Source organism: Alteromonas sp. MTD1, assembly GCF_042848195.1.
Classification (GTDB): Bacteria; Pseudomonadota; Gammaproteobacteria; order Enterobacterales; family Alteromonadaceae; genus Alteromonas.
Window position 1 is genome coordinate 62,847 of record NZ_BTGG01000013.1, and the last position, 21,667, is coordinate 84,513.

At 43.6% G+C, this 21,667-nt stretch carries 16 protein-coding genes and 2 tRNA genes; 5 read left to right on the top strand and 13 right to left on the bottom strand.

Features of this window, described 5'->3' with window-relative positions; genetic code table 11:
- Nucleotides 1–32 precede the first annotated feature (32 nt).
- A complete protein-coding gene (locus ACGHAV_RS16445; protein ID WP_390383139.1) occupies nt 33–2,393 on the top strand; it encodes a diguanylate cyclase domain-containing protein in 2,361 nt (786 codons plus the stop codon).
- Nucleotides 2,394–2,444: 51 nt separating this feature from the next.
- Here ACGHAV_RS16445 and rpsO read toward each other — a convergent pair whose 3' ends face one another.
- The 12 genes from rpsO to ACGHAV_RS16505 all read right to left on the bottom strand — a co-directional run bounded on the left by rpsO (nt 2,445) and on the right by ACGHAV_RS16505 (nt 17,378).
- Nucleotides 2,445–2,714: a 30S ribosomal protein S15 gene (rpsO, locus tag ACGHAV_RS16450; RefSeq protein ID WP_334014406.1), complete on the bottom strand. Its 270-nt coding sequence runs from the start codon at nt 2,712–2,714 to the stop codon at nt 2,445–2,447.
- Nucleotides 2,715–2,838: 124 nt separating this feature from the next.
- Nucleotides 2,839–3,810 carry a tRNA pseudouridine(55) synthase TruB gene (gene truB / locus ACGHAV_RS16455; protein ID WP_390383143.1) on the bottom strand — a complete coding sequence of 324 codons (972 nt, stop codon included), beginning with the start codon at nt 3,808–3,810 and terminating at the stop codon, nt 2,839–2,841.
- The gene (gene rbfA / locus ACGHAV_RS16460; protein WP_334014408.1) at nt 3,811–4,212 is read right to left on the bottom strand and encodes a 30S ribosome-binding factor RbfA; all 402 of its coding nucleotides are present in this window, start codon (nt 4,210–4,212) and stop codon (nt 3,811–3,813) included.
- A 105-nt stretch (nt 4,213–4,317) separates the two neighbouring features.
- Nucleotides 4,318–6,921: a translation initiation factor IF-2 gene (gene infB / locus ACGHAV_RS16465; RefSeq protein WP_390383147.1), complete on the bottom strand. Its 2,604-nt coding sequence runs from the start codon at nt 6,919–6,921 to the stop codon at nt 4,318–4,320.
- A 24-nt stretch (nt 6,922–6,945) separates the two neighbouring features.
- Nucleotides 6,946–8,442, bottom strand: coding sequence for a transcription termination factor NusA (gene nusA / locus ACGHAV_RS16470; protein ID WP_390383149.1), 1,497 nt, complete (start codon nt 8,440–8,442; stop codon nt 6,946–6,948).
- Nucleotides 8,443–8,487: 45 nt separating this feature from the next.
- Complete coding sequence (gene rimP, locus ACGHAV_RS16475) at nt 8,488–8,946, bottom strand: ribosome maturation factor RimP (protein ID WP_390383152.1); 459 nt, start codon at nt 8,944–8,946, stop codon at nt 8,488–8,490.
- 340 nt (nt 8,947–9,286) lie between these two features.
- Entirely contained in the window at nt 9,287–10,288 is a 1,002-nt protein-coding gene (locus tag ACGHAV_RS16480) for a two-component system response regulator (RefSeq protein ID WP_390383155.1), read from the bottom strand.
- Between the two features lie 13 nt (nt 10,289–10,301).
- Nucleotides 10,302–13,637: an MHYT domain-containing protein gene (locus ACGHAV_RS16485; protein WP_390383158.1), complete on the bottom strand. Its 3,336-nt coding sequence runs from the start codon at nt 13,635–13,637 to the stop codon at nt 10,302–10,304.
- A 169-nt stretch (nt 13,638–13,806) separates the two neighbouring features.
- A tRNA-Met gene (locus ACGHAV_RS16490) sits at nt 13,807–13,883 on the bottom strand.
- 51 nt (nt 13,884–13,934) lie between these two features.
- Nucleotides 13,935–14,011, bottom strand: a tRNA-Met gene (locus ACGHAV_RS16495).
- Nucleotides 14,012–14,213: 202 nt separating this feature from the next.
- Nucleotides 14,214–14,516: a 4a-hydroxytetrahydrobiopterin dehydratase gene (locus ACGHAV_RS16500; RefSeq protein WP_390383161.1), complete on the bottom strand. Its 303-nt coding sequence runs from the start codon at nt 14,514–14,516 to the stop codon at nt 14,214–14,216.
- 168 nt (nt 14,517–14,684) lie between these two features.
- Complete coding sequence (locus tag ACGHAV_RS16505) at nt 14,685–17,378, bottom strand: TonB-dependent receptor plug domain-containing protein (protein ID WP_390383164.1); 2,694 nt, start codon at nt 17,376–17,378, stop codon at nt 14,685–14,687.
- A gap of 443 nt (nt 17,379–17,821) precedes the next feature.
- Between ACGHAV_RS16505 and ACGHAV_RS16510 the strand changes: the two genes are divergently transcribed.
- Both ACGHAV_RS16510 and ACGHAV_RS16515 read left to right on the top strand, forming a co-directional pair.
- Nucleotides 17,822–18,772 carry a mechanosensitive ion channel family protein gene (locus tag ACGHAV_RS16510; RefSeq protein WP_390383167.1) on the top strand — a complete coding sequence of 317 codons (951 nt, stop codon included), beginning with the start codon at nt 17,822–17,824 and terminating at the stop codon, nt 18,770–18,772.
- 25 nt (nt 18,773–18,797) lie between these two features.
- Nucleotides 18,798–18,962: an entericidin A/B family lipoprotein gene (locus ACGHAV_RS16515; protein ID WP_390383171.1), complete on the top strand. Its 165-nt coding sequence runs from the start codon at nt 18,798–18,800 to the stop codon at nt 18,960–18,962.
- A 92-nt stretch (nt 18,963–19,054) separates the two neighbouring features.
- Here the strand turns inward: ACGHAV_RS16515 and ACGHAV_RS16520 are convergent, their stop codons facing one another.
- Nucleotides 19,055–19,498, bottom strand: coding sequence for a MaoC family dehydratase (locus tag ACGHAV_RS16520; RefSeq protein ID WP_390383174.1), 444 nt, complete (start codon nt 19,496–19,498; stop codon nt 19,055–19,057).
- Between the two features lie 231 nt (nt 19,499–19,729).
- Here ACGHAV_RS16520 and ACGHAV_RS16525 point away from each other — a divergent pair, with 231 nt between their 5' ends.
- Both ACGHAV_RS16525 and ACGHAV_RS16530 read left to right on the top strand, forming a co-directional pair.
- Entirely contained in the window at nt 19,730–20,632 is a 903-nt protein-coding gene (locus ACGHAV_RS16525; RefSeq protein WP_390383176.1) for a LysR family transcriptional regulator, read from the top strand.
- Nucleotides 20,633–20,826: 194 nt separating this feature from the next.
- Complete coding sequence (locus tag ACGHAV_RS16530; protein WP_390383179.1) at nt 20,827–21,219, top strand: DUF3718 domain-containing protein; 393 nt, start codon at nt 20,827–20,829, stop codon at nt 21,217–21,219.
- Nucleotides 21,220–21,667 lie beyond the last annotated feature (448 nt).

Below are 21,667 nucleotides of genomic sequence, written 5' to 3' on the forward strand. Positions count from 1 at the left end.
TAAGAATAATAAACAAGATTTGCGTATTCATATTGAAAACCGGTCACACACATACATTTTCTCTAGACAGCTTCCAAGCTAGCGCTGAAATCGTTGCAAGCTATGACAGCTTCTTTGTAGCACTTTCTGTGCTAATTGCTATTGGCGCATCGCTTCTTTCTTTTATTTTATCGGCACGTACTAACCGTTCTGACTTCAAGAACGAACGTTATATTTGGGCAGTTGCATCAGCATGTTTTCTGGGTTTCGGGATATGGTCTATGCACTTCGTGGGCATGCTGGCATACCAGTTACCCATCGCAGTAAGATATAACCCGCTTATTACGTTTTTCTCAATCATCCCCGCTATTTTTGCCAGCTTAATTGTTGTTTCTCATCACCCACGAGGGCCCCAAAAGCTGTGGTTGAGAAGCCTTTATATGGGGGGCGGTATTGGCAGTATGCATTATGTTGGTATGCTGGCTATGGAAATGCATGCGGTAATGGCCTACGACATCTACCTCTTCTCTCTCTCCATTATTGTCGCTGTAGTGTTAGCAGGCATAGCTTTAAAAGCACACTCATATATTCAAGGTAAACAGGTAAGCGTAGCTCAGCAACTTATACCCGCTACTATCATGGGCTGTGCCATTTCTGGCATGCACTATACAGGCATGCTATCCATGCACGTGTTTGCAGTATCCTCCACCGAATTTTCTTATGACCAATCACACAAAGGTCTCGCATACATAGTAATATTTATGGTGGCATTTTTTGCTTTTATCTTTGTTTTGCTTATCGAATTACGAGCCAGAACCCTATCGTCAAACAGATTTACCGCAGTGTTAAATACAGTACAAGAAGGGGTAATGAGTTTTGATAACGATGGAAAACTTGAGTTTATAAACCCTGCAGCTTTGACCATGTTCGGTTACGAGAAAAAGGAGTTACAGTATCGTCGTGTAAATGATTTGGTGAATCACGCTAACGGCGATAATGCAGTGTTACTTAATGAAGTGATAAAGGCGGCAAACGGAGGTGAATTGCGAAACCGCCCACTCCGCATTGAAGGCGTAAGAAAAGATGGCTCTACTTTCCCACTTTCTTTTTTAGTTAACAGATTACCTGGTGACCACGAAGCCTTTGTATGTACTGTAAAAGACTTATCTGACGTGAAAAACCAAGAGGTGTTTGCGCAAACCGTATTCGATACCCTGCCTGACATGCTGTTTGTTAAAGATGCCGAAACACTGGCCTTTACCCATGCGAATGATATGGGAGCTGAGTTGATTGGAGTGGCTAAACATGAGCTTGTAGGCTTAACTGACTTTGACATTTTCGAGTCAGAAGACGCTAAACACATTATTGCCTCGGATACGGCGTTACTTGAAGGTGGTAATCGTGAAAGCTGTGAAGAGTCGAAAATTGTAATTAACGGTGAAGAACGCTGCTTTCAAACTAAAAAAGTGGTTATCAGTTGTGCCAACAATAAGCCACAATTTATATTGTCTTTGTCTGAAGATGTTACCGAACTTAGGAAAACACAAGATAAACTGGAAGCGCTTAACAAACGAATGTCGATGGCTGCTGATGCCGCACATATAGGCGTATGGGAGTGGGACCTCGAAACTAACGAACTGATTTGGGATGACTGGATGCACAAGATATACAGCATTCCAAAAGATGATTTCAATGACCATTACTCAGTTTGGGCAAATACCGTTCATCTAGATGATTTTGATGACGTTAAAACACAGATGGATCATGCAATTAATACAAACTCTGAGTTTCACGCACAGTTTAGGGTACAAGTTTCGCGAGATAACATTCGCTACGTGCGTGCAGATGGGCGCATACAAGGCAACAAAATGTTTGGCATTAACATAGATATTACCGAACAGGTGATGGCTGAAGAGCGAATAAAAGAACTTGCGTCGCAAGATTCTCTCACAGGCCTTGCAAATCGTCGCGCTTTAACTACTTATCTTGAGCAGGAGTTTGCCCGTATCGAGCGCACCAACATGCGCTGTGTTTGCTTGTACTTCGATTTAAATACTTTTAAGCCTATTAATGATACGCATGGCCACAACGTTGGTGATGAGGTGTTAGTTGAAATAGCCGACCGCATGAAACGCCTTTGCAGAGAATCCGATTTAGCCGCTCGGGTTGGTGGAGACGAATTTATTATTATCCTTACCGATGTTGATGAGACGTTTGATTTAGATGGATTTATTGACCGCACTCACCTTGCTGTAAGCAAGCCTATTACTACGTCTATCGGTACTGTCGCTGTTGGTACTAGCATTGGCTTTGCATCATACCCTAACGAAGCAACTAATTTAGATGACCTCATTCGACTTGCCGACGAGCGAATGTTTCAACAAAAGAGTCTTAAAGAGGTGTCTAATCGATAAAAAGTGGACATAAAAAAAGCGCCCATTGGGCGCTTTTCTTGAAACCTAGTCTTAGCGACGTAGGCCTAGACGCTTGATAAGGTCAAGGTAACGCTGAGCGTTCTTGCCTTTTAGGTAGTCTAGAAGCTTACGACGTTGGCTAACCATACGTAGAAGACCACGACGTGAATGGTGATCTTTCTTATGATCAGCAAAGTGACCTTGAAGCTTGTTGATGTTGTGAGTAAGCAAAGCAACTTGAACTTCTGGTGAACCAGTATCGCCTTCTTTTACGCCGTACTCAGCAATGATGTTTGCGGTTTCTGCTTTAGTTAGTGACATATCATTCTCCTAATATTAATGCTTCGCCGATCACTAATTCAGCAAAGCGGAATGAGCGCAGTATTATAATGACGTTTATACAGTTAGCAAGGTTTGCATGCTGTTATTCCAAATAAAATATTAATTAAGAATAAACCACTCGACGTTTTGGGTTTACAAACACTTCTTGTTTTGGAATTCCCTGATCTTTTGGGTCCAACACACCTTCCCCTACGCCAAGAAATAGGCCTTGAGTATCGACGCCGTGATAAACGCGATATGCAGTGCCTTCTTCAAGTGCTGAAGCGCTAGTCCCTTTTACCGACTGACCGTTGTCGAAGCGCTTGCGTTCTTCGTCATTAATAGTAACGAATGGCAAACGGCTAACAGCGGTATCCATAGGAATAAGTAAATCGTCTAGTGGGGCAAAATCACCCTCTTCTAACGATTCTTGAATGTCGATTAATGTATCTAGCGATACCATTTTGTCGTTAGGATAGTCTGCCACTTCAGTACGGTGTAGACGGGTTACGTAGGCACCACACCCTAGGTTCTGGCCAAGATCATCAACAATAGAGCGAATATAAGTACCTTTACTGCATTTAATACGCATATCGACATAGGGCAATTCAATACGCAATACATCAAGTTCATAAACTTCGATATCACGTGGCTCACGTTCTATCTCTATGCCTTGACGCGCATAATGGTAAAGTGGCTTACCTTGATGTTTAAGCGCCGAGAACATGGAAGGTATTTGCTTACTTTTACCTAAGAATGCAAGACACGCTTCTTTTACTTGCTGCTCGCTAACTTCTACCGGTTTCTCTTCAACCACTTCGCCATCAGCATCAGACGTGGTGGTACGTACACCTAGCTGCGCGGTTACCTCGTAAGTTTTCTCTGCATCTAATAAAAACTGAGAAAACTTTGTAGCCTCGCCCAAACACAGCGGCAGCATGCCGCTTGCTAGCGGGTCAAGGGCGCCAGTATGTCCAGCTTTAGCCGCCTTATACAGCCAACGTACTTTTTGTAGTAGTTGGTTGGACGACCCACCTAACGGCTTATCAAGCAATACTATGCCGTTAATCTCACGGCCTTTACGACGTCTTGCCATCTACTCCTGCTCTTGTGAGTCATCATTGTCACGCTTAGACTCATCTTTAGCGATGGTCTGTGACACAAGATTAGAAATACGCATACCCTCTACAATCGACTTATCTTCAAAGAAGTGAAGATCCGGTACAGAACGCATACGCAGTCTTTTCGCAAGAATGCTTCTTATAAACTTCTTGTACTCAACAAGTTGTTTAATTTGCACTTTGCCTTCTTCTTCTGTGCTGTTGTAAATAGTCACGAAAATTTTAGCGTGAGCTAAGTCGCGCGACACATCAACGTCAGACACAGTAATTAAAGGCATATCACCAACACGGTGTTTGTATTCATTTTGAAGAATGCTAGCCACTTCTTTATGAACTTGCTGAGCCACTCTATCGGTACGTGAAAATTCACGAGCCATTGTATTCTCCTTTCCCGTTCTATATTTCGTTCATGTATACGTCTTAATAGACAAAAGCGGGAGCACTCGGCCCCCGCTTTTTACATGCCGAATATTTTCAGGCAATTAGATTTCGCGCTTAACCTCAACGATTTCGAAGACCTCAATTTGGTCGCCTACTTTCACATCGTTGTAGTTCTTAACGCCGATACCACATTCCATACCGTTACGAACTTCTTGTACGTCATCTTTAAAGCGACGTAGTGATTCTAGTTCACCCTCGTAGATTACAACGTTATCACGAAGTACACGGATTGGATTGCTACGCTTAACTACGCCTTCAGTTACCATACAGCCTGCAATTGCACCTAGTTTAGGCGACTTAAATACATCACGTACTTCTGCAAGACCTATGATTTCCTGTTTGAATTCTGGTGCAAGCATACCGCTCATGGCCGCTTTCACTTCGTCAATTAGGCTATAGATTACGCTGTAGTAACGTAAGTCAATTTCTTCAGCTTCAAGTACGCGACGCGCTGTAGCATCGGCACGAACGTTAAAGCCAAGTACGATAGCGCCTGATGCAGCCGCTAGGGTTGCGTCAGTTTCGGTAATACCACCTACACCACTACCTACAATGTTAACTTTAACTTCAGATGTAGAAAGCTTGATAAGTGATTCAGAAATCGCTTCTACCGAGCCCTGTACGTCGGCTTTAAGTACGATGTTAAGTTCACTAACATCACCTGACTCCATGTTTGCAAACATGTTTTCAAGTTTCGCTTTTTGTTGACGCGCAAGTTTAAGTTCACGCTTCTTCTGATGACGCTTAGCTGCTACTTCACGGGCTTTACGCTCGTCTTTAACAACAGCGGCATCTTCACCCGCTACAGGTACACCTGACAGACCAAGTACTTCTACCGGGGTAGAAGGCCCTGCAACCTTAATTTCGTTACCATTCTCGTCGCGCATTGCACGAACACGGCCATACTCTTCACCGCATAATAGGATGTCACCAGAACGCAGCTGACCTTCTTGTACTAATACAGAAGCCACTGGACCACGACCTTTGTCTAGGCGTGACTCAATAACGATACCGCGGCCTGCGCCGTCGGCTACTGCTTTAAGATCAAGTACTTCTGCTTGTAAAACAATCGCTTCTAGAAGCTCGTCTACACCCATACCGGTTTTAGCAGATACGTTACAGAACTGGTGCTCACCGCCCCACTCCTCAGAGATAACTTCCAACTGAGAAAGCTCAGTTTTAACGCGATCTGGATCTGCAGTTTCTTTATCCATCTTGTTAACTGCAACAATAAGAGGTACGCCAGCAGCTCGCGCGTGCTGTACCGCTTCTTTTGTTTGCGGCATTACACCGTCATCAGCAGCAACTACAAGGATAACGATATCTGTTGCCGTAGCACCACGTGCACGCATTGCAGTAAACGCGGCGTGTCCAGGTGTATCAAGGAACGTGATTTCACCGTTATCAGTTTGAACTTTGTATGCACCAATATGCTGAGTAATACCACCAGCCTCACCATCGGCTACTTTCGCACGACGAATGTAGTCAAGTAGTGACGTTTTACCGTGGTCAACGTGACCCATGATAGTTACAACAGGTGCACGTGTTGTTTTCTCACCAGCAGTGTCATCAGCTAACAATTCTTCTTCAAGCGCGTTGTCGTTAACAAGCTCAAACTTGTGGCCCATCTCTTCTACCACTAGTACTGCCGTATCTTGGTCTAGTACTTGGTTGATAGTGGCCATTTCGCCCATCTTCATCATCGTTTTAATAACTTCGTTAGACTTAATAGCAAGCTTGCTTGCTAGCTCACCTACTGTGATGGTTGCGCCAAGTTTTACAACACGTTCAACAGGTGCAGCTGGCTTGTTAAAGCCTTGCTTAAGGTGCTCACCCGCATTTTTCTTCGACTTGCGACGACGACGCGATGAACGCTCTACCTGCATGTCTTCTTCGTCTTCCGCTTCTTGAGCGTAGCGGTTAGAGTGCAAATGAACTTCTTCAGCTTCCGCTTTCTTACGACGCTCTTCTTCTTCTTTCCAGCGACGTTCGTTTTCTTCAGCTAATTTGCGCGCTTCTTCAGCGGCTTTCTTCGCATCTTCTTCAAGTTTCTTCTGCGCTTCTTCTTCCTGCGCTTTACGTAGACGCTCTTCTTCCTGACGTGCCGCTTCCGCTTCTGCTTTCTCAGCTTCTGTCATTTCAGGCTCGTCTGCCTTGCGTGCTTCAGCTTCTTTCTTAGCTTGTTCAGCACGACGAGCACGCTCTTCATCAGCGGCTTTCTTAGCTTCTGCTGCTTTGCGCGCTTTCTCTTCAGCGGCTTTTTTCGCTTCAGCAGCTGCTTTTTCTTCAGCTTCACGCTTAAGGCGCTCTTCTTCAGCACGCTTCGCTTCTTCTTCCGCTAAACGCTGCTGCTCTTCAACATCGCTTCGCTTCACGTAAGTGCGCTTTTTACGTACTTCCACTTTAACTTCTTTCGACTTGCCTACGCTTAGCGTGCTAGTCGTTTTGCGCTTAAGTGTCATACGCGTTGGTTCGGCTGCACTGCCGTGTTGCTTACTTAAATGATCCAAAAGTTTTTGTTTCTCGTCTTCGTTTACCTGATCGCCGGCACTCTTTGTGATACCCGCGTCTTTAAACTGGCCAACCAATCGGTCAACGGTCGTACCAATGTCGCTGGCGAGCTTTTCAATAGATACATCTGCCATTACGTAATTTTCCCCCTGTTGACCTTACTCTTCTTCACTGAACCATACGATATTACGAGCGGCCATGATAAGCGCGCCAGCTTTCTCTTCGTCCAGTTCTTCGATATCACTGATATCATCGGTACCTTGTTCTGCTAATTCTTCTAGGTCAGTAACACCGCGGCTGGCCAACACATAAGCCACGTGTTTACTCATACCTTCAAGATTTAATAAGGCTTCTTTAGGTTCTGCACCCTCTAGCGATTCTTCGTTTGCAAGTGCACGGGTAGTTAAGTAAGCACGCGCTCGGTTGCGCAGCTCTTCTACGGTTTCTTCGTCTAACCCGTCAACAGCAAGAAGTTCACTTGCCGGAACGTATGCCACTTCTTCAAGTGTGGTAAAGCCTTCATCTACAAGTACAGATGCGAACTCTTCGTCAATGTCCAGACCTGCAGTAAACAGATCAAGTACCTTCGCATTTTCCTCTTCGTGCTTCTTGTTGAGGTCGTCAACCGTCATCACGTTAAGTTCCCAGCCAGTAAGCTGGCTAGCCAAGCGAACGTTTTGACCGCTACGGCCAATCGCTTGCGCTAGGTTATCCGCTTCAACCGCTACATCCATGCTATTGCTGTCTTCATCAACAACAATTGAAGCAACTTCAGCTGGCGCCATCGCGTTGATAACAAATTGCGCTGGGTTTTCATCCCAAAGCACGATGTCAACACGCTCACCGCCTAACTCACCTGATACCGCTTGAACACGTGAACCACGCATACCAACACAAGCACCTACTGGGTCAAGACGCTTATCATTAGTTTTCACAGCAATCTTTGCACGTGAACCTGGGTCACGTGCGGCAGATTTAATCTCAAGTGTTTCTTCCGCAATTTCAGGAACTTCTAAGCGGAACAATTCAACAAGCATGTCTGGGTGAGTACGACTAATAAATAGCTGTGCACCGCGCGCTTCTGGACGGATAACATACAGAAGACCACGTACGCGGTCGCCTGGACGGAATGTTTCGCGAGGAAGCATATCGTCACGGTAAATTACACCTTCAGCGTTGTTACCCAAGTCGATGATGATGTTGTCGCGGTTTACTTTTTTAACAGTACCCGTTACCAACTCGCCCACTTTGTCTTCATATTCAGCAATCATTTGCTGACGCTCTGCTTCACGTACTTTTTGCACGATCACTTGCTTAGCGGTTTGCGTAGTTATGCGGTCGAATTTAATAGATTCAATTTGCTCTTCTACATAATCGCCTAGCTGAATTTCTGGCTCGTCGATTTGCGCAGCAGACCACGTAATTTCAGCAAATGGATTTTCCTGCTCTTGGTCGTCAGGAATAACTAACCAGCGACGGAATGTATCAAAGTCACCTGAAGTACGGTCTATGCTTACACGAACCTCAATTTCGCCTTCGTTCTTCTTTTTGGTTGCACTAGCAATAGCAAACTCTAGCGCTTCAAAAATTTTCTCTCTAGGCACTTGTTTTTCATTTGAAACGGCTTCCGCCACTAACAAAATTTCTTTATTCATTTTCGCCTCTCTTTTGCTTTCGTCGATGAAAGCAGAGCTGTTCCGTTAATCGAACGTGGGAACAACGTTACCTTTTTCGATATTCGCCACAGCTAACTGGAACTGCTGGCCATCCACTTCAATACTTACCATGCCATTTTCGCATGCCAGTACTTTGCCTTTAAAATTACGTCTGTCGTCCATTGGCATAGACAAACGAACTTGAACTACTTCACCCACAGACTCGATGTAGTGCTTCTCTTTGAAAAGCGGTCTGTCCATTCCAGGTGACGACACTTCTAGGTTATATTCAGTGCTGATTGGATCTTCAACGTCCAAAATACCACTAACCTGATGACTCACATCCGCACAATCATCTACGGTGATACCGTTTTCATGATCAATAAAAACGCGAAGAATAGAATGCTTCCCCGCTCTAACAAACTCGATGCCAACCAGTTCAAAGCCTAGCGCCTCTACACCGGGCTCAAGCATTTCGGTTAGCTTCTCTTCAAGTTTTGCCAATGCAAACCTCCAAAAACGAAAAAAGGGCCTAAAGCCCACCTGTCATCACCTAGCTCAGCAAGGCTGACTCCAGGTTTTTTAATACAACAAAAAGCCCCGGACTAGCGGGGCTTTTTATTAAAATTCTGAACCCATACCTGCCGACAAGGCAGTTGCAAGCCTATGGGTGAAACCACCGTGTGGTGATAGCTTGCTTTCGACGAATGCGTTACTTTCCTAAACACTGAGGGAGCCCGCGCCCGTCATCTGATGTGCACATTATACTTATAGGCGACACATTAAGCAACAGCGAAAAGCCTTTGGCGCAATTCTATTACGCATACTATATGCCTAAACGCGTTTACTCTTCATCCTTAAAGGTGGCTTTTATCTCTAAAATCTGAGGTAGGTTTTCAATAAGCAAATCGACGAGTTTGGGCTCAAAGTGCTTACCCTTCTGACTTTGAAGGAAGTCTACCGTCTTCTCGATGCTCCAAGCCTCTTTATAAGGGCGCTTGCTTGTTAATGCATCAAAAACATCAGCAATTGCGCAAATACGCCCTTCAATAGGTATATCTTCACCAGCTAAGCCATTTGGATAGCCAGTACCGTCCCACTTTTCATGATGTGTTAATGACACCGATTTTGCCACTTTCAACAACAAAGAATCACCACAATCACCAATTATCTCAGCCCCTATTTCCGGGTGGGCCTTCATGGTTGTAAACTCTTCGTCAGTTAATTTCCCAGGCTTCAACATAATGCTGTCGGCAATGCCAATTTTGCCAATGTCATGCATAGGCGCAGCATGAAGCAGTATTTCTGCTTGTTTTTCTGTTAAACCATAAGCAAGCGCAAGCACCCTTGAAAAGTGGCTCATACGCATAACATGCATGCCCGTTTCATTGTCTTTGTATTCCGCAGCGCGCCCTAGACGCTGCACTACCTGAAGCCGGCTTTCTAGCAGTTCATCTGACTGTACAAGACTTAAATGTGTTTTTACTCTGGCTTTCACAATGGCAGAAGATATAGGTTTCGTGATGTAGTCTACCGCGCCGACGTTAAACCCCTCTGCTTCATCGTGTTCATCATTAAGTGCTGTAACGAAGATTACCGGGATATGTTTTGTTGAAGCTTCATCTTTGAGATGACGGCATACATCAAACCCTGTCATGCCAGGCATCATAATATCTAGCAATATGAGATTGGGTTGGCGAGAAGTAGCAAGTTTCAGCGCCTCTTCACCACTTTTAGCGAAAATTAACTGATAGTCTGCGGCCAGTAACTGTTTAAGCACCCGAAGATTGACCGGCTCATCGTCTACCAGTAACAGCGTTGGTTTGTTAATTTCAATGTCTAACATACTTTTCTCTGTTTTATCTCAATTTCTCAATTAACGCAGTTATCCGTTTTAATGCAACCTCAAACTCAAAGTCATCCAGTTCATTGAGTATTAGCGTTAGCTCTTCCTTATATTCTAGTGAATCGAACTGGCGTAAGTAGTTTAATTCTTCTTCATCAAGCATATTCTGTTGAACGCGCTGTTTAACAAGTTCAAGATACTCCAATAATAAGCCACTATCGATACTGTCATTAATTGACTGCTCTGCATAAAGCGGCGACGCCTGAAGTAATTTATCAATAGCATTCAAAGCGTGCCTTAACTCATTTACCAGTTGAATATCAACGCTACCCGCTATTGCTTGCGACTCAATAGTTTTACTTAGCTCGTAAAACGTGACAAGACTTAAGTTACCTGACACACCTTTCAAACCATGTGCAAGCGAACCTACTCGCTCCCAATCTGCATTAGCAACAGCGGAAGTAATCTCATCGACTTTTGCGCTGGCTTCTACTGCAAATTTATCAACCTCTTTAAAAACTAACGCCTCGTTGCCCCACAAAGCACTCGCTTTGCTCATATTGAGCACCGATTCATCAATGTTAATATTCGATGTACTATCACTAATGTTGGCAGCTTGAGGCGTTGATGCAGATCCAGAAACCTGTGTGCCGAGCACCCTTGCCATCTCTTGCATAAGCACGGGAAGGTCTATTGGTTTGTTTGCAAAACCTTCCATCCCTGCTTCTTGTGCAGCGTGCTTATCTTCAATAAGTACACTTGCCGTAAGTGCAATAATAGGTGTTGCAGAAAGACCATTTTGACGTTCAAAAATTCGTCGCTGCCTAGTCGCTTCTAAGCCATCAACATTCGGCATTTGTAAGTCCATCAGTACAATATCAAATGTCGCTTCCTGCATTTTATCTAACGCTTGCTGACCATCGTGCGCGGTTTCTACTGCATGACCATTTCGTTTTAAAAGTAATTCAAGTAGCTCAACATTTTGCAGCACATCGTCTACCACGAGAATTGAAAGTGCTTTATCAAACGTTGGTAGTGCTTTATCACTTGATGAACTGTCTGTTTGTTGAATCTCTGCTTCTTCAAGTGGAAGCGTAAAGGTGAACGTGCTGCCTTTTCCTTCTTCACTCTTTACAGTAATTGCCCCGCCCATTAACTCTACTAATTGCTTTGAAATGGTTGTGCCCAACCCTGTACCACCGTACTTTCGGCTCATTGAAGCATCGGCTTGCGAGAACGCGTCAAACACTCTAGAGACCTGCTCTTCGGTCATACCTATGCCCGTATCACTTATTTCAAAGCTGACCCCTTGAGCGCAATTTTTAACGTAAAGTGTAACTTTACCTTCATGGGTAAATTTAACCGCGTTCCCAATAAGATTATTCAGAATTTGACGAAGTCTTTCTGGTGCGCCAGATACCCCTATTGCTACATCGTCTTCAACAGTCAACGCTAACTGCACACCTTTGCGCTTTGCCTCCAACCAAAACGTTGATACCACGAGATCCAACTCTTCACGGAGGCAGAAAGGACGCTTATCAATCTCTAGTTTACCTTTGTCTAGCTTGGCACTGTCGAGAATGTCATTAAGTATGTGCAGCAATGAACGTGCAGATTTATTTACCGTGGTTAAATGTGAGGCTTGCTCTGCGTTTAAGTCACTATTAAGCAATAAATCACTAAAACCAATAATCGCGTTCATCGGCGTTCGTATTTCATGACTCATATTAGCCAAGAAAGCAGTTCGGGCAGCCGCAGCATCTTCGGCTCTTACCTTAGCAGACTTAAGTTCCTCTTCCATCTGCCTGCGCTCGGTAATATCCATGATGAAGCCGTCGATGTACGAACGCTTGCCATTTTCATCATAAATACACGTGCCTTGCTCTAGCAACCAACGCGTATTTTTGTGCTTATCAATGATGCGGTATTCAATAGAAAAGCTGCCGTCAAACTCGGCGACATTGTTTAAATAGTCAGCGTCGTCTGGGTGATATAGTTCAGAAAAGTAACGTTTTGGTTCAGGGAACTGAAAGTCATCGGCAGGATAACCAGTAATATCAAGAATAGCGTTACTTACAAACATCATTGGCCAGCCGTCGCTGCATTTCGAACGATAAACTGCACCTGGAATATTCCCAATCAGACTTCTGAACTTCGCCTCGCTCTCACGAAGTGCATCTTCCATTTGTTTGCGTTTTCGAAGATCGGACGCGAAAGAAACAAATACGGGTTTTCCATCGACTTCTGTGTAGCCAATGCCAACACGGGCAGGAATGCAAGTTCCATCTTTTCGTAAAACTTCAACCTCGCGGCCTGTGCCAATAATTCGTTCTGTAGGCACAACACGCTGGCTAAAGAAGTCATCGCCATATAAATGACGACGCTCCTCAGGTACTATGCAGGACGCATGACGACCTATAATTTCGGCTTGTGTATAGCCGTATATTGCTTCAACTGCTGGGTTAGCTGTACGAATTATTCCGCGGTTATCGACCGTTAGAATGGCATCCACGGCCGTATCTGTAATTGCTGCTTGAATGCGTTCACTTTCAACCGCGCGGAGCATAACATCACGATATTTGAAAAGGATGGTTATGCCCAACACCAGCGCAATCATAAATAGTGTAAAAACTGAAATCGAAATTGCTAAATAAAAGGATATATCCGAGGTTTGATCTGACAATTCCATGCCAGGAGGAAGTACAAAACGAGCAGCAGCCATTCCTGTGTAATGCATGCCCGCAATGGCAAGCCCCATTACAATACTTGCCACAATGACATATTTACCAAGAAATCGTTTTGACTTAGATGCCGCCGTAATACCAAACTTTATCCAAAGCGACAGCATGGCAAGTATAACGGCAACGACAATAGACAGCAAAAATATAGGCAGGTCGTAACGTAGCAAAGGTGCCATTTCCATTGCCACCATGCCGGTGTAGTGCATTGTACCAATTCCAGCACCCACAAGAATGCCGCCAACCACTATTTCTAAAGGCGTTATTCGGTGCCTAATTAAAAGGTTCAACGCCACCCAAGCAGCTGCACAGCCGGGAACAGCTGACAGTGCTGTAATGGTAAAGTTGTAGTTTACCGGTAAACATAGCTCAAAAGCAGTCATGCCCAGAAAGTGCATAGACCAAATGCCACCACCAAGTGCCAAACTTCCGGTACACAACAGTATATTTTTTCTTCTTTTATCTTCTGTAACTGCGGCATGACTTGCCACATTGAATGCCATAAAAGAGGCAAAAATGGCTACCAAAAGCGAGAGTAAAACTAACGGGGGATAATACTCACCATTAATAAGGCGTGAAGGGTCGTCTACGGTAAAATACTGGAGCAACATAGAACGCTACGCCTCATAGAGAAAAATCAGTCAAAGTATAACGCTAGCATATAATTAACGCTGGCATCATACAATGATGTGGTATTTGAACCTGGTAGAGAAAGAAGTATTACTTAAAAATACACAAAAAATAAACAAAAAAGCCCTTGCATATGCAAGGGCTTAAATGTGGTTGCGGGAGCAGGATTTGAACCTACGACCTTCGGGTTATGAGCCCGACGAGCTACCAGACTGCTCCATCCCGCGTCTGTACGGTAAAGCATGCGCTGCACACTTTGAAAACTGGTGTAATTTCTGTGGTTGCGGGAGCAGGATTTGAACCTACGACCTTCGGGTTATGAGCCCGACGAGCTACCAGACTGCTCCATCCCGCGCCAGAAATTACCATTGGAAGATTTACTTTTCAGCGCCTCGCCTCAATGTGGTGCGTATTATACATAGGCACTTTACTAACACAATAGGCACAGTCATAAATATTTCATTTTTCTGACTGTTCGAAGGTTTATTAGACAAAACGTGCAAAATAAACACAAACATCGTTAAAAAATGAACTCTACAGTCAATTAACCAGGCTAACTACTGAAACTTTTCCATCTTCTCAGCAAGCATGAAGTCTAGCTCACTCAGTCCATCCACATCATGAGTGGTAAGTCTTACTTCAACACGGTTATAAACATTGAACCATTCTGGGTGATGTTTTAGTTTCTCTGCCCATATCGCAATTTGAGACATCCAACCAAAAGCTCTTATAAAACTTTTAAACGTAAATGTTTTCTTTATCGCGTCACCTTCTCTTACCCATAGGTTTTCGTCGGTTACTAGTTCATTGAGTTCCGATAACTTCACATCCACAGCATCATCATTTAATTTTGTGGGCATACATTCATCCTATTCAGTCAGTCTTATTGTATTAGGTCTACTGTAATGAAAGTCTTTTAGATTAGAAAATTGAAATCACGAATGAAACCTAAAAACGTGCGATAAAGGTGGAGTATTTACTTTACAAAAAAGCCGGCTAAGCAGCCGGCTTTTACGCTTTATGGTGTTTTAAAACTCGACTGCAAGTCTTGCGTAAATTTGACGACCACGAGGGTCGTGCACTTTTGAGTCGAAACCACTGTTTGTAAACACCTGTGGAGGTTCTTCATCAAACAAATTAATACCACCAAGTGTTAACACATAGCTTTGGTCGGTATCAAACACACTGCCAAGGTCGATGTTGTACTGCGCATCTACCGTTAACATACTGTCGATTTCATAGAAACCATTAGCACAGCCTGCTGTGTTACTTGTTCCATCAGCACAGTTTTGGTCGTCGTCATACGATGAAATATAACGAAGGAAGACATTCGCTGCATGTACATCATGCTGCCAATTCAAGCCAATGTTCATTCGAAGTTCAGGAGACGAAACACCAATGTTATTAAAGTTACGGCGCCCTGCACCATCGATACTGCCGGCTTGAGGATCACTTAAATCGTATTTGGTAATATACGTTGCCTGAATTGTTGGCGTAAAGTTCCCCATTTCTGTTTCCATTTTATAACTAGAAACAAAATCGATGCCCGATGTTTCCAGTGAGCTCGCATTAACGTAAGTGTTGTTAATTTGGAGTACTGGACCAGAAACCGGATCACCTGCACGAACAATACGGTCAGTGTTTGTTGGATCAGCATTTAATAACGCTTGTGCATTTTCTTGAATTATCAAATCTTCAAATTCAAAGTTCCAATAATCAACCTCGATAGAAAGGTCTCTAAACGGCTCGTAAGAAAAACCGATGTTATATGCCGTTGACTCTTCAGGCTTAAGATCAGCATTACCTGATGTGCGCACTGCTACGAAAGCTTGTGCGCCTTGTACTGGATCAACGACTTGCTGAAGTGACGTCGCGCCGCCCTGTGCTAAGAACACTGTAGGAGCTCTAAACGATGTCGATATTGAACCGCGCAGCGAAAACTCTTCCGATGCACGCCACGACACTGCTAGTTTAGGATCTACTGTACTACCAATGCTACCCCCGTAGTCTTCATAGCGAACCGCAAGCTGAACATCTAATTCGTCGTTAATAGGCAATGCTAATTCACCAAATGCAGCCCATACATCTTGGCTACCATCTAAATCGGGGTTACCTATTACAAATGTAAAGCTGTCTTGATTCGACAATTCGTCATAGTCTTGGCGCAAGCTGTTTTCTCTGTACTGTATACCTAGCGCTAGCGCAGCAAAACCACCACCCATTTCGAAAGTATCAAATGACGTAAACGCTTCAAACACTTCTAAATCAGCCTTCGAGTCGATAACTTGTCTGCCGGTGAAAGAGTTAATAACGTAGTCAGAATTTGGTGACGTAGTGTAAGACGTAGCAAAAGGATTAAAGAATTCACAGCTTCCTTGACCCGGTGTGCCGGTTACAGGGTTACAATCGGAACCTCCGAAACCAAGCAGCGCTAACTGGAACTCAGTGTTCAGCACATCTGGTACCGAGAATAAGAAGTCATTCACGGCTCTGGTGTAACTTATTTCCCAGAATCCGCTGTCGGTGACGCCCTGTAGATTCGTGCTAAAACGGAATGTATCCGACTCAGTATTGGCGGCATCACCAGGTTGACCGTTACCCTCTGCTCGGCCAAAGAAAGCCACTGAACGACCGAATGGGTTTTGCGGATGGTAATCTGGCACTACCGGCGCGGTAAGAATAGGAAAGCTCGGTGCACCACCACGTTCTGCGCGGTTTCTTGCCATGCCTATTTCCGTTGTCCATGTAATATCGTCGGTGAACTCATACTCAGCTCGAGTGTAGGCGTTAATACGACTCTCATCAGGTACATAAGAATAGTATGGGCCGAAGTCGAATCCACAAAGGCCTACGTCTAAGCCAGGAACAGTCCCCTCTGGAGCTAGAATTTGGGGGAAACCACCGAACTCTGCACAACCGAATGGATCGATTACAGGCACGCCTGGCGCAATAAAGAAGCTAGCAGGATTACCAAGAGCACTGGTATCGTCTTGAGGGCGACTTAATCGCCTATCGCTTATGAAAAGTGGAGAACGGTTGGTATAGCTAATTGCAGCTAACACATTCCCTTTATCGCCTGTAGCCCCCCAAAGGCCTTGTAGTACATATTCTTTGTTATCGCCGTGCGCGCCGTCTTGGTAGTCAGCAGTAACCATTGCACCGTCGTAATTACGCTTTGTAATAAAGTTCACTACCCCGGCAACCGCATCAGAGCCATATAGTGCAGAGGCACCATCTTTAACCACTTCCATTCTGTCGATAGCAATCATGGGAACCAATGAACTGGTATCGACGAAGTTTAAGCCTTCGTTTGTAGGTTGTGCATTAACAACTTGCCGCTTGTTATTAAGCAGCACTAGCGTGGATGCAACACCTAGCCCTCGCAAGTTAATATTCGAAGTACCTGCTGTGGCATTTTGTGTAAAAGCATCTGGGTTGTTCTCAGCACCCGTATTAATAGTGAGAGTTTGTGTAATATCGGCAATATTTTTAGCGCCAATAGAATCGATAGCAACGCTATCAACTACCGCCAAAGGCGAAGGAGAATCGAAGTTTTCGCTGCGGCGAACGAAACTACCGGTGACAAGGATAAGCTCAACATCTTTTTTCGCTTCTTGCTCGTTATTCGCATCGGCATCCTGTGCCATGGAAGTAAGAGGCGAACAAAACAATGCAGCACCAACAAGAGTGGCAACCGCAGTCTTACGCGTATTCAATTTCATAGTGTGATTCCAAATCTGTGCTTATCGCTACCGGCACTACTACCCACACGCTCCGTTAGCAACTAGCTATTCGATTTCGTATTTTTATAGGCTTGAGGCCAACAACAATTACTGACCTACGTCGTTGATACTATGCTCCAAATTCATGTTTGTAAATTTATTGTGAATAATATGTTCACATTAATTTTACAGATGGTCAGACCAGAAATACTAAAGATTAATAGTTTTCTCGGTAGCAATTATCGCCAATATCGACAGAGAACAACTTACGAACAGTGTGAAATATCTTCACATATGTGTATTTTCAAAAATAAGAAAGAAACAAAAATGCAATTACTTTCAAAGACCTGAGAACTCACCTCAACTAGGAACGGTTCTTGAACACTCCATATCCAAACTAAAGCGCAAAATCGTATAGGTCATGAAACAACCCATGAGGACGTATGGAATTTCCCAAAATTGATGAAATTTACAAATTGCTGAGTGAGAAGCTAGAGGGATGGATTGAGGGTGGCATAACACTGCTTCCCAATATTGCTGTCGCCTTTGTCATCGCTATTTTATTCGGCGTGCTTGCAAAGGTGATAGGTAATGTAAGCGGAAAGATAATGCGGCGTACGTTTGAGTCTCGCCAAATCGCGGGGCTGCTCACCTCAATTATAAAGTTCATCATTATTGTTGCTGGAATATTTATAGCACTCGATTTTGTTGGGCTTAAAGGCACGGTTACGTCATTGCTTGCTGGTGCAGGTATCGTCGGTCTTGCCATTGGTTTTGCTTTTCAAGATATGACTGAGAATTTTATTGCTGGTATTGCGATGGGAATTCGTAAGCCTTTCGAAATTGGAGACGTGATAGAAGCAGAAGGTGTTTTCGGTAATGTAAGAGAGATAAATCTACGAAACACCCTTGTAGAGACTTTTTACGGTCAGCTTGAAGTTATTCCTAACAAGATTTTGTTTAGAAATATACTGACTAACTACTCCTACTTGGGGCACAGAAGAATAGAAGTTCCCGTTGGAATTTCCTATGCAGACGACATTGAGCAAGCTGCTAAATGTATTACCGATGCAATGAATGAAAAAGACTATGTCATCAAGAAAGACGAAACAGCGGTGTACGCAGAGTCATTTGGCGATTCGAGTATCAACCTGCTTCTATGGTTTTGGATACGATACCCAGGCACGCCTTCGTTTGTGGAAGTACGTCACGACGCTGTAACTACTGTGAAAAATGTGCTGGACGAAAACGACATACTTATTCCGTTTCCAATTAGAACATTGGACTTCAACGCTAAGGGCGGTGATAAGTTAGATGTGATGTTGAGCAAACGCCAAGAAAGCAACAATGAAAAAAGCGGGGACTCGAACAGCGCAAGCACTGCGCGTTTATAAGTAAACCCACAGTGAGGATGAACAAATGATTACTATCAATGCGAAAAAATTAACGTCATTCCTGTCAGCATTATTACTGGTAATTGGCGCAACTGGGCTTAGTGCATGTGCAACCATTGAAGGCGCTGGTGAAGATATTCAAAGCGCAGGAAAAGCCATTGAAGAAGGTGCAGAAGAAGCTGGAAACTAGTGTGACTGTCAGGGCTGTCTATTATTGTGACAGCCCTGATTCCATCTGATCTAATAGATTGTACGCGGATTACAATTATTTACTGCTAAGCGCTACAACACAGCTAACATTAAAAAACTTCCTACTAGCGCTGGGTTACCGCTAGATTTTAAAACACAGCTTCCGTCGACTTTATAAAGTTTACCTTGGGGCTTTTCGGTTATCTCAGAAACCCTAAACTGATATTTGATAGCATCTCCACTTTTCACTGGTTCAAGAAAACGCAGCTTATCTATACCGTAGTTAATCATAGAGCGTACTTTATCGCTTGGCGCTATCACTTCTGCAAACGCTTTTGGCATAAGACTGGCTGACAAAAAGCCGTGCGCAATTGTAGTGCCGAATGGGCTTTCTTTCTCACATTTTACCTCATCTAAGTGTATCCACTGATGATCACCTGTAGCTTCAGCAAATTGATTTATCATTTCTTGCGACACGGTTATCCATTGTGGTTGAGATAAGACATCATCTGTCTTTAAATCTATCAGTGTTTTCATATTTTCGTCCAACGTGCGTTAACTAACGACCAAACTACTATTATTACGTTGAATGTTTCAATTAACTTTTAATAATAGGTATTTATAAATATTCTTGTTACACTCTCGTAAAATTAAAGTAGATGCCATGTAGCAAGTTAGCATTGGAAAGCCTTCTACACCATTTTCATTTTACGCCAGTTTCTTATATCTATTGGCTTTATCAGGGTTTTCGCTTTTAAAGGATTAGTTATGAATCTCAATAGAATTGATTTGAATCTTTTTGCGGTATTTGACGCAATTTACACCGCAGGCAGCTTAACCAAAGCAGCAGATGTTTTGTGTATAACACAACCCGCAGTCAGTAACTCTTTGGCGCGCCTTCGTGAAATGCTTAACGACCCACTTTTTGTAAGAACAGGTCACAGCATGACACCAACACCTGTAGCACAAAACATTATCGTGCCAGCAAGGCAGGCCCTAGCGCTTTTGAGAAAAAGTGTTCAAGAAAGTCACACATTCGACCCGCTAACCGCTGAGACGTCGTTTAACTTTGCAAGTAGAGACTTATTAGAAGCGAGCATAATGCCCAGGTTGGTTGCACGTCTTCAGAATTTAGCGCCCAATATCACTCTAACGAACTATGAAATGCCCCGCAGTCAGGTGGTGTCAGCAATGGCTGCGGGAACGCTTGATTTCTTTGCCGATGCATCAACGTTTACCGACCCTCACCTTTGTAAAGAGAAAATTGCTCAAGACCGTTTTGTTGTACTAGCACGCAAAAATCACCCAGCATTAAAAAATGGGCTTAGCTTAGATACTTTTCTTCGCCTAGGTCACATTAATGTATCGCAGCGCAAATCCGGTGCAGGTCCTATTGAGGTTGCGTTAGATAAACTAGGTAAACGTAGAAAAGAAGTAATGCGTGGTCAGCACTTTTTAACTGTACCAAGTACCATTGTTAAAACCGACCTTATCGCATGCCTCCCTTTCCATCTGGCAAAACATTACGACCTTGCGATATACGAAATGCCATTTGAACTTCCGCCAGTAGAATACTTCCTTTATTGGCATGTAAGTGCAGATCACGATTATGCGCACATGTGGATGAGAGAACAAATAATGGAAGTAGCAAGCGCTTTCAAACCTCACTAGAGATTAGCAAGTCTCTACAGCGCCCGTAAACACTGAACTTCCGGGCGCTCTATTTTCTCAAAACACCCTTCATCCCAACGCTTAGTTATCAGTTTTCATACCAAGGTATAAGCGTTGCGATTTTTCCCTCACATTCACTCTGGTCTAATCCACGTCGCTTAAGAAACACATTATTCAAAGCCAAGGATTTAACCATGTTGAAAATCGTTAAAATTACCCTTGTTGTTGCCGCCACTCTTGGCATGTCAGCGACCGCACAAGCAGACGTAACAGAAGCATTAGCAAACATTTGCACAATAGTTGAAGCAGATGATAAGGGCGAACTGCGCAAGAAAATGCGCGCAGTAGAGTCAGATTACCGCCTCAAATTAAAAGATTACTACTCGGGCGTTAGTTGCGGTGGTAACAGCCTAATTAGAACAGCACTTTTGAGCAATGCGGTTGAAGCGGGTTCATTACTTGTTAAGAAAATGCCAAAGAGCGACTTAAGCGCACCTGAAGCTGACGGTAAAACGCTTCAAGCGTGGGTTGCTGAAAACGGTTTGCAAGACAACCCCATCGCAGCAGTGCTGAACGACCGCCTATAAAACGAATTCACACCATGTGAACTAATTCAACATGGTTGCAGAGAAATCTGCACTTTAAAAGCGACCCTAGGGTCGCTTTTTTCTTTATTAGAAATATTGTGGTGCTTCAAACACTACCTTTATCAGTGTTGCGTTGGTATTAGCCAGCTGATGTAATAAAAACTCACTCTCATACGCTTATATATTTTTTAAGCATCCTTTGAATTACGCTGGCGCATAATGAGCGTTTAACCACTATCACGTCAAAAGCAACAATTTTTTGTGCATTAACCCAGCCCACAAAAAGCATAAAAATAAATATAAATCAAAAGTTTAAAAAACAAGAAACGCAAACCATAAGGTTACGGGTATTAAAAAAAATACCTCGTTATAAGGGGGCATGTTTTTCTTATTGAACGTTTAGGGTTTAATACATCCCAACGAACAAAAACAAAAACGATTAACCCAA